General features: G+C 63.8%; 10 protein-coding genes. 9 read left to right on the top strand and 1 reads right to left on the bottom strand.

What is annotated here, in order from left to right; all coding sequences use genetic code 11:
- Window positions 1-3 precede the first annotated feature (3 nt).
- From HU748_RS08755 to trpE, 8 genes are all read left to right on the top strand, one after another.
- The gene (locus HU748_RS08755) at window positions 4-633 is read left to right on the top strand and encodes a response regulator transcription factor (protein ID WP_054892229.1); all 630 of its coding nucleotides are present in this window, start codon (window positions 4-6) and stop codon (window positions 631-633) included.
- A gap of 274 nt (window positions 634-907) precedes the next feature.
- The gene (locus tag HU748_RS08750) at window positions 908-2,020 is read left to right on the top strand and encodes an ABC transporter ATP-binding protein (RefSeq protein ID WP_186667559.1); all 1,113 of its coding nucleotides are present in this window, start codon (window positions 908-910) and stop codon (window positions 2,018-2,020) included.
- A 40-nt stretch (window positions 2,021-2,060) separates the two neighbouring features.
- Window positions 2,061-3,095: an ABC transporter substrate-binding protein gene (locus tag HU748_RS08745; protein WP_054892231.1), complete on the top strand. Its 1,035-nt coding sequence runs from the start codon at window positions 2,061-2,063 to the stop codon at window positions 3,093-3,095.
- Window positions 3,096-3,162: 67 nt separating this feature from the next.
- On the top strand, window positions 3,163-4,410 hold the full coding sequence (locus tag HU748_RS08740; RefSeq protein ID WP_125930916.1) for an ABC transporter permease: 1,248 nt from the start codon (window positions 3,163-3,165) through the stop codon (window positions 4,408-4,410).
- An 11-nt stretch (window positions 4,411-4,421) separates the two neighbouring features.
- Window positions 4,422-5,249, top strand: coding sequence for an ABC transporter permease (locus tag HU748_RS08735; RefSeq protein WP_054892233.1), 828 nt, complete (start codon window positions 4,422-4,424; stop codon window positions 5,247-5,249).
- A gap of 229 nt (window positions 5,250-5,478) precedes the next feature.
- Window positions 5,479-6,153: a ribulose-phosphate 3-epimerase gene (gene rpe / locus HU748_RS08730; protein WP_054892234.1), complete on the top strand. Its 675-nt coding sequence runs from the start codon at window positions 5,479-5,481 to the stop codon at window positions 6,151-6,153.
- Window positions 6,150-6,968, top strand: a complete 819-nt coding sequence (locus HU748_RS08725) for a phosphoglycolate phosphatase (protein WP_186667561.1) — start codon at window positions 6,150-6,152, stop codon at window positions 6,966-6,968. The genes rpe and HU748_RS08725 overlap by 4 nt, the downstream gene beginning before the upstream one ends.
- 70 nt (window positions 6,969-7,038) lie before the next feature.
- The gene (trpE, locus tag HU748_RS08720; RefSeq protein ID WP_065864575.1) at window positions 7,039-8,520 is read left to right on the top strand and encodes an anthranilate synthase component I; all 1,482 of its coding nucleotides are present in this window, start codon (window positions 7,039-7,041) and stop codon (window positions 8,518-8,520) included.
- A gap of 144 nt (window positions 8,521-8,664) precedes the next feature.
- On the opposite strand, the gene estP is transcribed toward trpE, so the two are convergent.
- Window positions 8,665-10,566: an esterase EstP gene (gene estP, locus HU748_RS08715; RefSeq protein WP_186720099.1), complete on the bottom strand. Its 1,902-nt coding sequence runs from the start codon at window positions 10,564-10,566 to the stop codon at window positions 8,665-8,667.
- Window positions 10,567-10,929: 363 nt separating this feature from the next.
- Between estP and HU748_RS08710 the strand changes: the two genes are divergently transcribed.
- Window positions 10,930-11,523, top strand: a complete 594-nt coding sequence (locus HU748_RS08710; protein ID WP_186667563.1) for an aminodeoxychorismate/anthranilate synthase component II — start codon at window positions 10,930-10,932, stop codon at window positions 11,521-11,523.
- Window positions 11,524-11,530 lie beyond the last annotated feature (7 nt).

Here is an 11,530-nt window from a genome sequence, read left to right as displayed (position 1 = left end):
ACCGTGATTCGAGTGCTGGTGGCCGAAGACCACACCATTGTTCGTGAAGGCATCAAGCAATTGATCGGCCTGGCCAAGGACATGCTGGTAGCGGGCGAGGCCGGCAATGGCGAGCAGTTGCTCGAAACCCTGCGCCATACACCCTGCGAGGTGGTGCTGCTGGATATCTCGATGCCGGGCGTCAATGGTCTGGAGGCGATTCCGCGAATCCGCGCGCTGAACAGTCCGCCGGCCATCCTGGTGCTGTCGATGCACGACGAAGCGCAGATGGCGGCACGCGCGCTCAAGGCGGGGGCGGCAGGCTATGCGACCAAGGATAGCGACCCGGCGTTGCTGCTGACTGCGATCCGCCGCGTCGCCGGAGGTGGGCGTTACATCGACCCGGTGCTGGCCGACCGCATGGTCTTCGAGGTGGGGCTGACCGAGACCCGGCCGCTGCACACGCTGCTGTCGGAGCGTGAGTTCTCGGTGTTCGAACGTCTGGCCCAGGGTGCCAACGTCAACGACATCGCCCAGCAGCTGGCGCTGTCGAGCAAGACCATCAGTACCCACAAGGCGCGGTTGATGCAGAAGCTCAAGGTCAACTCGCTGGCCGAACTGGTGAAGTACGCCATGGAGCACAAGCTGGTCTGATTGCGACATGCATCTGTGGGAGCGTGCTTGCCCGCGAACACGGGCGTAGCCCGTGCCAGGCAGCGCGGTGTCTTTTTCGCGGGCAAGCCCGCTCCTACACCGGTTGAAGGTGTCGGGATGAGGAGTGTTCCAATCGCGTCATCCGTGTAGGGCAATCCCTACAACAACTCTTCCATCCGGATGATGGCATTCTCTCAGTACCCCCGATTTCCGGGGCTTTGCCGTTCTTCTAGTCTTTTGCCTACGCAGTCATTCCAACAAGAAGGTGCAGGGCATGAGCGAGGCGAATTCGAACGAGACGCTGGTCAGCTTCCGTGGTGTGCAGAAGAGCTACGACGGCGAATCGCTGATCGTCAAGGACCTCAACCTCGACATCCGCAAGGGCGAGTTCCTCACCCTGCTCGGCCCTTCCGGTTCGGGCAAGACCACCAGCCTGATGATGCTGGCCGGCTTCGAGACCCCAACCGCCGGTGAGATCCAGCTGGCCGGTCGCTCGATCAACAACGTGCCACCGCACAAGCGTGACATCGGTATGGTGTTCCAGAACTATGCGCTGTTCCCGCACATGACCGTCGCCGAGAACCTGGCATTCCCCCTGAGCGTACGCAACCTGAGCAAGACCGACATCAGCGAGCGGGTCAAGCGTGTGCTCAACATGGTCCAGCTCGACAGCTTCGCCAAGCGCTACCCCGGCCAGCTTTCCGGCGGCCAGCAGCAGCGTGTGGCGCTGGCGCGGGCACTGGTGTTCGAGCCGCAGCTGGTGCTGATGGACGAGCCGCTCGGTGCGCTCGACAAGCAGTTGCGCGAACACATGCAGATGGAGATCAAGCATATCCACCAGCGCCTGGGCGTGACCGTGGTCTATGTCACCCACGACCAGGGCGAGGCGCTGACCATGTCCGACCGCGTGGCGGTGTTCCACCAGGGTGAGATCCAGCAGATCGCCGACCCGCGCACCCTCTACGAAGAGCCCGCCAACACCTTCGTCGCCAACTTCATCGGCGAGAACAACCGCATCAACGGCACCTTGCTGGCGCGCAACGGTGAGCGCTGCCAGGTGCAACTGGCACGTGGCGAGAAGGTCGAGGCGCTGGCGGTGAACGTCGGCCAGGCCGGCGAGCCGGTGACCCTCTCGATCCGCCCCGAGCGCGTGCGCCTCAACGGCCACAGCGAGCATTGCGTCAACCGCTTCTCCGGCCGCGTGGCCGAGTTCATCTACCTGGGCGACCACGTGCGGGTGCGCCTGGAAGTCTGCGGCAAGGCCGACTTCTTCGTGAAGCAGCCAATCGCCGAGCTCGACCCGGCCCTGGCCGTGGGCGATGTGGTACCGCTTGGCTGGGAGGTGGAGCACGCCCGCGCGCTCGATCCGATTGCCGAAGCCCACTGATCGATTGCTTCACCAACCCTGTACTGTGGAGAGAATAATAATGCGCAAGCAGTTGAAACTGACCGCCCTGGCCCTGGGGCTGTTCACCGCGGGCCAGGCCCTGGCCGCGGACCTCACCGTGGTGTCTTTCGGCGGCGCCAACAAGGCAGCCCAGGTCAAGGCGTTCTACGAGCCGTGGGAGAAGGCCGGCAAGGGCAAGATCGTCGCTGGTGAGTACAACGGCGAGATGGCCAAGGTCAAAGCCATGGTCGATACCAAGAGCGTGTCGTGGGACCTGGTGGAGGTGGAGTCGCCAGAGCTGGAGCGCGGTTGCCAGGAAGGCCTGTTCGAGGAGCTCGACCCCGCGCCGTTCGGCAACGCGGCCGACTACGTACCCGGTGCGATCCAGGGCTGCGGCGTAGGCTTCTTCGTGTGGTCCACGGTGCTGGCCTACAACGCCGACAAACTCCAGACCGCGCCCACCAGTTGGGCCGATTTCTGGGACACCAAGAAATTCCCGGGCAAGCGTGGCCTGCGCAAGGGCGCCAAGTACACCTTGGAATTCGCCCTGATGGCCGACGGCGTAGCGCCCAAGGATGTGTACTCGGTGCTGCAGACCAAAGCCGGTGTAGACCGCGCCTTCAAGAAGCTCGACGAGCTCAAGCCGAACATCCAGTGGTGGGAAGCCGGCGCCCAGCCGCCGCAGTACCTGGCCTCGGGTGACGTGGTCATGAGCTCGGCCTACAACGGCCGGATCGCTGCGGTACAGAAGGACAGCAACCTGAAGGTGGTGTGGAACGGCGGGATCTACGACTTCGACGCCTGGGCCATTCCGAAGGGTGCGAAGAACGTGGAAGAGGCGAAGAAGTTCATCGCCTATACCGTGCAACCGGCACAGCAGAAGATCTACTCCGAGAACATCGCCTACGGGCCTGCCAACTCCAAGGCCATCGAACTGCTGTCGGACGATGTGAAGAAGGACATGCCGACCACGCCCGAGAACATCGCCAACCAGGTGCAGATCGACGTGGCCTTCTGGGCCGACAACAGCGAGCAGTTGGAGCAACGCTTCAACGCCTGGGCTGCGAAGAAGTAACGCGCCTCAAAGGAGCGCCGGGGTTTGACCGGCGCTCCCTCGTTTTCTGTGTTTTTCGGAGTTCGCCATGGCCATTGCAGTGCCCCTGAATGAAGGCGCAGGTCCAAGTCTCAAACAGCGCCTCAAGCGCGCCGAACGGGTCAACCGCTGGAAGGCCCAGGCGTTGATCGCGCCGCTGGCGCTGTTCCTGCTGCTGGTGTTCCTCGTACCGATCGCCGCACTTTTGTACAAGAGCGTCGAAAACCCCGAGGTGGTCGCAGGCCTGCCGCGCACCGTTGAAGCCGTGTTGCAGTGGGACGGCAAGAGCCTGCCCGACGAGGCGGTATACAAGGCCCTCAGCGAGGACCTGGCCGAATCGCGCAAGAACCAGACCCTGGGCGAGCTTTCCAAGCGCCTGAACATGGAACTGGCCGGCTACCGCAGCCTGCTGTCCAAGACAGCACGTGCACTGCCGTTCAAGACCGAACCGGCTTCCTATAAAGAAGCCCTGCAAACCCTTGATGAGCGCTGGGGCGACCCGGCCTACTGGCAGGCAATTCGCCGTAACACCAGCGAGGTGACACCTTTCTACCTGCTGGCCTCGCTGGATCACCGCATCGATGATCTGGGCGAACTGGCCAAGACCACCCCTGACCAGGCCATTTATCTGGACATTTTTGCCCGCACCCTGTGGATGGGGGTGGTGATCACCGTGATCTGCCTGGTGCTGGCCTATCCGCTCGCCTACCTGCTGGCCAACCTGCCGACCCGGCAGAGCAACCTGTTGATGATCCTGGTGCTGCTGCCGTTCTGGACTTCGATCCTGGTGCGGGTGGCGGCGTGGATCGTGCTGTTGCAGTCTGGCGGCCTGATCAATAGCGCGCTGATGGCCATTGGCATCATCGATCAGCCGCTGGAGCTGGTGTTCAACCGCACCGGGGTCTACATCTCCATGGTGCACATCCTGTTGCCGTTCATGATCCTGCCGTTGTACAGCGTGATGAAGGGCATTTCGCCGAGCTACATGCGGGCGGCGATTTCGCTGGGCTGTCATCCGTTCGCCAGCTTCTGGCGAGTGTATTTCCCGCAGACCTACGCTGGTGTCGGCGCCGGCTGCCTATTGGTGTTCATCCTTGCCATCGGCTACTACATCACCCCGGCCCTGCTGGGCAGCCCGAACGACCAGATGGTCAGCTATTTCGTCGCCTTCTATACCAACACCAGCATCAACTGGGGCATGGCCACGGCCCTGGGCGGCTTGCTGTTGCTGGCAACCGTGCTGCTGTACCTGATCTATAGCTGGCTGGTCGGCGCCAGCCGCCTGCGCCTGAGCTGAGGAGCCTTGTCATGCTGAGCCCTTACATGTCGCCCGTGGAGCGGGTCTGGTTCTACAGCCTGCGCATTCTCTGCGGCCTGATCCTGTTGTTCCTGGTCTTGCCGGTGCTGGTGATCATTCCGCTGTCGTTCAACAGCGGCAGCTTCCTGGTGTACCCGCTGCAAGGCTTTTCGCTGCAGTGGTACCAGGACTTCTTCGCCTCTGCCGAATGGATGCGCGCGCTGAAGAACAGCATCATCGTCGCTCCGGCGGCCACGGTACTGGCCATGGTGTTCGGCACCCTGGCCGCGATCGGCCTGACCCGCGGCGACTTCCCCGGCAAGTCGCTGGTGATGGCGCTGGTGATTTCGCCGATGGTGGTGCCGGTGGTGATCATCGGTGTGGCCAGCTACTTGTTCTTCGCGCCGCTGGGGATGGGTAACAGCTTCATTTCGTTGATCCTGGTGCACGCGGTGCTCGGTGTGCCGTTCGTGATCATCACCGTGTCGGCGACGCTTCAGGGCTTCAACTACAACCTGGTGCGCGCCGCAGCCAGCCTCGGCGCCTCGCCCTTGCTGACCTTCCGTCGGGTGACCTTGCCGCTGATTGCACCGGGAGTGATCTCCGGGGCGCTGTTCGCCTTCGCCACCTCGTTCGATGAGGTGGTGGTGACGTTGTTCCTCGCCGGGCCCGAGCAGGCGACCCTGCCGCGGCAGATGTTCAGCGGTATCCGCGAGAACCTCAGCCCGACCATTGCGGCGGCGGCCACGTTGCTGATTGCGTTTTCGGTGATCCTGCTGCTGACCCTGGAGTGGTTGCGCGGACGCAGCGAGAAGTTGCGGACCCAGCAGCCGGCCTGATCCTGCGGCGGCTGCACCGGCCTCATCGCGGGACAAGCCCGCTCCCACGGTTGCCCCGCTGCTCATGAGGGCAGCGTTGTACTGGTAGGAGCGGGCTTGCCCGCGAAGAGGCCAGTGCAACCGTAGCCGATTTCGGGCACTGCTCGACACCAATTGATACCAATCAGCCCCCGTCCACTTCCCTGAGTTACAATGCGCGCCACCGTGATTTCCACCACATAGGTGCGCCATGCAGCCCTACGCTATTGCCCCCTCCATTCTTTCCGCCGATTTCGCCCGCCTGGGTGAGGACGTCGACAAGGTTCTGGCCGCCGGGGCCGACATCGTCCACTTCGATGTCATGGACAACCACTACGTGCCTAACCTGACCATCGGCCCGATGGTCTGCACGGCACTGCGCAAGTACGGCGTGACCGCGCCGATCGATGTGCACCTGATGGTCAGCCCGGTCGACCGCATCATCGGCGACTTCATCGAGGCCGGCGCGACCTACATCACCTTCCACCCGGAAGCGTCGCAACACATCGACCGTTCGCTGCAACTGATCAAGGACGGCGGCTGCAAGGCCGGCCTGGTATTCAACCCGGCCACCAGCCTGGACGCACTGAAATACGTGATGGACAAGGTCGACATGGTCCTGCTGATGAGCGTCAACCCAGGCTTCGGCGGGCAGAAGTTCATCCCCGGCACCCTCGACAAGCTGCGCGAGGCCCGCGCCCTGATCGATGCCAGCGGACGTGATATCCGCCTGGAGATCGATGGCGGCGTCAACGTCGGCAACATCCGCGAAATCGCCGCTGCTGGCGCCGACACCTTCGTGGCCGGTTCGGCGATCTTCAACGCCCCGGACTACCAGGAAGTGATCGCCAAGATGCGTGCCGAACTGGCCCAGGCCCGCCCATGAGTGGCTTCGAGCAGCTGTTCCCGGGGACGCTGCCCAGGCTGGTGATGTTCGATCTGGACGGTACGTTGATCGATTCGGTACCGGACCTGGCCGCCGCCGTGGACCGCATGCTGCTCGAACTCGGGCGCCCGCCCGCAGGGCTGGACGCCGTGCGCCAGTGGGTGGGCAACGGTGCCGAGGTGCTGGTGCGCCGCGCCCTGGCCGGCGGCATCGAGCACGACGCAGTCGATGCGCAACTGGCCGAGCGTGCGCTGGCACTGTTCATGGAAGCTTATGGTGAAAGCCATGAGCTGACCGTGGTCTACCCGGGCGTGCGCGACACCTTGCGCTGGTTGCGCAAGCAGGGCGTGGAGATGGCCCTGATCACCAACAAGCCCGAACGCTTTGTCGGGCCGTTGCTGGACCAGATGAAGATTGGTCGCTATTTCCGCTGGATCATCGGTGGCGACACCCTGCCACAGAAAAAGCCCGACCCGGCGGCGCTGCTGTTCGTCATGAAGATGGCCGGCATCGCACCCGAGCAGTCGCTGTTCGTCGGCGACTCGCGCAGTGACGTGCAGGCGGCCAGGGCCGCGGGGGTCAAGAGCGTCGGCCTGACCTACGGCTACAACCACGGCCGGCCGATCGACGAGGAATCACCGAGCCTGGTACTCGACGATCTGCGCCTGCTGCTGCCCGGTTGCTTAGTCACCGACACTGGGATAACGTGGGCGGACCTTCAAGCCTCCCAAGACAGAGACTCCACTGTGGGTGTTACCGGCAAATTCTGGATGAAAGTCATCAAGGCCTTGGCCCGTTGGCGCTGGCGCGCCTGACTCCCGCTCGCCGGCGCCTGCCGGCCCGTCCGCTTGCCCGAACCCATTGCTGCTTGCCACGAGGCTACCCATGACCCGCGAAGAATTCCTGCGCCTGGCCGCTGCCGGCTACAACCGCATTCCCCTGGCCTGTGAAACCCTGGCCGACTTCGATACGCCGCTGTCGATCTACCTGAAGCTTGCCGACCAGGCCAACTCTTATCTGCTCGAGTCCGTGCAGGGCGGGGAGAAGTGGGGGCGCTACTCGATGATCGGTTTGCCTTCGCGCACGGTGATGCGCGTGCACGGCTACCGTGTGAGCATCCTGCACGATGGCGTCGAGGTAGAGAGCCACGAGGTCGAAGATCCACTGGCATTCGTCGAGTCGTTCAAGGACCGCTACAAGGTCGCCGACATTCCAGGCCTGCCGCGCTTCAATGGTGGCCTGGTCGGCTATTTCGGCTATGACTGCGTGCGCTATGTCGAGAAGCGCCTGGGCGCCTGCCCGAACCCGGATCCGCTGGGGGTGCCGGACATCCTGCTGATGGTCTCCGACGCCGTGGTGGTGTTCGACAACCTGGCCGGCAAGATGCATGCGATCGTGCTGGTCGACCCGTCTGAGGAGCAGGCCTTCGAGCAGGGCAAGGCGCGTCTGGAGGGCTTGCTCGACACGCTGCGTCAGCCGATCACTCCGCGTCGGGGACTGGACCTCAGCGGGCCGATGGCCGCTGAGCCTGAATTCCGCTCCAGCTACACCCGGGACGACTACGAGAATGCGGTCGGGCGGATCAAGGAATATATCCTCGCTGGCGACTGCATGCAGGTCGTGCCGTCGCAGCGCATGTCCATCGACTTCAAGGCTGCGCCCATCGACCTGTACCGGGCACTGCGCTGCTTCAACCCGACGCCCTACATGTACTTCTTCAACTTCGGCGACTTCCATGTGGTCGGCAGCTCGCCGGAAGTGCTTGTGCGGGTCGAGGATAATCTGGTCACCGTACGTCCGATCGCCGGCACCCGCCCACGCGGCGCCAACGAAGAGGCCGACCGCGCCCTGGAAGACGACCTGCTGTCGGACGACAAGGAAATCGCCGAGCACCTGATGCTGATAGACCTGGGGCGCAACGATGTGGGGCGTGTGTCGTCCACGGGCAGCGTGCGCCTGACCGAGAAAATGGTGATCGAGCGTTATTCGAACGTCATGCATATCGTCTCGAACGTCACCGGCGAGTTGGCCGAGGGGCTGACGGCGATGGACGCCCTGCGTGCGATCCTGCCGGCCGGCACCTTGTCGGGCGCGCCGAAGATCCGGGCGATGGAGATCATCGACGAGCTGGAGCCGGTCAAGCGCGGTGTCTATGGTGGTGCAGTGGGTTACTTTGCCTGGAACGGCAACATGGACACCGCCATTGCCATCCGCACTGCGGTGATCAAGGACGGCGAGCTGCACGTACAAGCCGGTGGCGGCATCGTTGCCGACTCGGTGCCGGCACTGGAGTGGGAAGAGACCATCAACAAGCGGCGGGCGATGTTCCGGGCCGTGGCGCTTGCCGAGCAGACGCCGCGCGGCTGATGGATGAAGAAACGGCGCTCTGGTGAGCGCCGTTTTTTTGGTGGTGTGAGGGGGCTGCTGTGCAGCCCATTGCGGGGCCAGCCCGCTCCTACAGGTTCACTGCTATTTCTGTAGGAGCGGGCTGGCCACGCGATGGGTTAACCCTCAAAAGTCCAGGCTCACCGCCAGGCTGACGCCCTGCTGACGCAGCTCATCACTCTTGCGCCAGTTGTAGTTCCCCCGCAGGTTCACCCCCGGCACCAGTTCATGGCTGAGGCCCAGGCTTGCCCGGGTCAGGTTGCTGTGCGGCGTGTAGCCGGCCAGGGTGAAGTCGTTGCCCGGCAGGGTGGTCAGGTGCATGGTCAGGTCCTGGCGGTCATCCTCGAACTCGTGCTCGCGCGCGACCTCGGCGAACAACCGCGTGCTTGGCAGCACCTGCACAGTGCCCAGCAGGCCCGCGCCCAGTCGGCGGGACTTGCGCTCCTGATCATCGAAGCTCAGGGCCGTCGAGCGACCGCTCTTCTCGTCATAACCATCGACCTTGACCCGTGCATAGTCGGCGCTGATGAACGGAGCCAGTTGCCAACGGCTCTCGTCGGCGGCCAGGTTGTAGCCCAGCCGTCCACTGATGGCCCAGGCCTCGCCATCGGTGTCGCCTTTCTCGGTGCGTTCGCTGGCGCCGAGGGCAAAGCTGCGCTTGAGGTCGCTGTAGTCCAGGTGGCCGGCAGTCAGCGTCGTATCGGCCCACCAGCGGTTCTGGCGGAACTGGGCGAAGGCACTGGCCAGGTAGCTGTCGAGCTTGTAGTCCGAGTCCTGTTGGCCTGCCTCCAGTTTCTGTCTGTAGACGCCCGCTGCGAGACCGACGCGCCAGGCATCATCGAGCCGGTAGCTGCCGCCGAGGGTCAGGTTGTAGCCGCGGCCATCGCCACTTGCCGAACTGCGCTGGCTGCCGAAATCCAGGTCCTGGGCGCCGGTGGCGACGAAGGCTTGCCACTGGCCGACCGCCTGCCAGGGTGTCTGCCACTGGTTGCGCAGCTCATCCTGGTGAGCACGCAAGCTGGCGTGGGCCATTTCCGGAAGCAGCGTCAGTTCCCAAGGGGCGGCGAGGATGGAGTAGGCGTAGTCGGCGATCAGTTGCTGGCCAGCAATGGTTGGATGTACCGAGTCGTTGAACAGCAGCCGGGTTGGGTCGGGGTTGGTGCCGTTGGCGCCATAGACCGGGTTTTGCACGCAGCTGTCGCCGCTGTAGCAAGTGCCGACCAGATTCTGGTCGGCGGCCAGGCCGAACTCCGCCGGGCTGCGCAGTGCTTCGCCGAGCAGGGTGGGGATGTTCAGCGGGATGATTTCAGCGTCGATCTGGCGCAATTGGTTGAGCAGCGACTGGTTGAACACGCCCGAGAGCTGCGACAGCGGCCCCTGCTGTGGTGTCCCGCTGAAGTTCGGGGTCTGCCCCAGGTCGGGCAGCAGCCACACCATGATGTAGCGCGCCCCGCCCTGTTGCAGGGCCTGGGCGCTGGCGGCGAGGCGCGCACCTGCGGCGGCGGCATCGGCGGCGCTGTTGACCTGCCCCTGCAGGAAGTCGTTACCGCCACCGGTGATGTAGTAGAGCGCATTCGGGTCGGCCCGCAGACCGTTGGCCAGGTAGCCGGGACGCTCACGCAGGACGGCACCTGCGCCAGGGCGCCCGGGCGGAATAACCGCCTCGGAGGTGTCGGTGATCGAGTCGAGGATCTGCTGTGTCGTGTAGCCGCCGACGGCCCAGTTGTTGCCGTCGGGGCGACCCTGCACAAGATTGACCAGCGAAGTGGATGGGCCCAGTTCCGTATCGGAAAAGCCCAGCCGCCCGCCAAGGATCATTGGCGATACCGGGGCATAGTTGCCGTTCGCATCGCGATTGGTGAAGCGCATGCCCGGCGTGCCGCCGGTCAGGTCGGGGAACTGCCCGGCATCGCTCAGGCTGTCGCCGAACACGATCAGCGAAGAGTATGGCGAGGGCGCTGCCATGGCCTGGCTGCAGGCGAGGGTGAGCAGGCACAGGGCCGTGCGCAGGAAAGGTGGCTGTCGCATGTGTGAAGTTCCTTTTCATTGTTTTTATGGAGACAAGCCCGAAGACCTTAGCAAAAAAGCGCGCGGTCCGTTCGTTTCCCGATATTTACGGCGTATTGCGCCTCTCGTCGCGGTAGGCTACTGTGCCGGGACGTATGAGCGAGAACTACCCCGTGTTGATCGTCAGCAAACTCCTGATGCGCGTTATCAAGGCTCACGCCCGTTGGCGTTGGCGCGCCTGACTCTTTCTCCTGCCGGTCCTGTCCGGCCCGTCCCCGTTTGCCCTCCTGTCGTTCCAGTTTCGCCGTCGCGGCAGAACCGCGCCCATGGCCGACGCAGGAAGGTTCGAAAGCACAGTCAGTAGATTCAAGAGGTTGCCCCCAGATGTTACTGATGATCGACAATTACGACTCCTTCACCTACAACGTCGTCCAGTACCTCGGCGAGTTGGGTGCCGAGGTCAAGGTCATTCGCAACGACGAACTGACCATCGCCCAGATAGAAGCCCTCAACCCGGAGCGCATCGTCGTCTCGCCTGGCCCTTGCACGCCCAGTGAGGCAGGCGTTTCCATCGAGGCCATCCTGCACTTTGCCGGCAAGCTGCCGATCCTCGGCGTGTGCCTGGGTCACCAGTCCATCGGCCAGGCGTACGGCGGTGACGTGGTGCGGGCCCGCCAGGTAATGCACGGCAAGACCAGCCCAGTGTTCCACCGCGACCTGGGCGTGTTCGCCGGCCTGAACAACCCGTTGACCGTGACCCGCTACCATTCGCTGGTGGTCAAGCGCGAAACCCTGCCTGACTGCCTCGAAGTTACCGCCTGGACTGCCCATGAAGACGGTTCGGTCGACGAGATCATGGGCTTGCGTCACAAGACCCTGAACATCGAAGGGGTGCAGTTCCACCCCGAGTCCATCCTCACCGAGCAGGGTCACGAGCTGTTCGCCAATTTCCTCAAGCAGACCGGCGGCCGCCGCTAAGGACCGA

The sequence above is a fragment of the Pseudomonas sp. RW3S2 genome, from assembly GCF_014268955.1.
Classification (GTDB): domain Bacteria; phylum Pseudomonadota; class Gammaproteobacteria; order Pseudomonadales; family Pseudomonadaceae; genus Aquipseudomonas; species Aquipseudomonas wayambapalatensis.
This window is presented reverse-complemented; position numbering and strand designations above follow the sequence as displayed.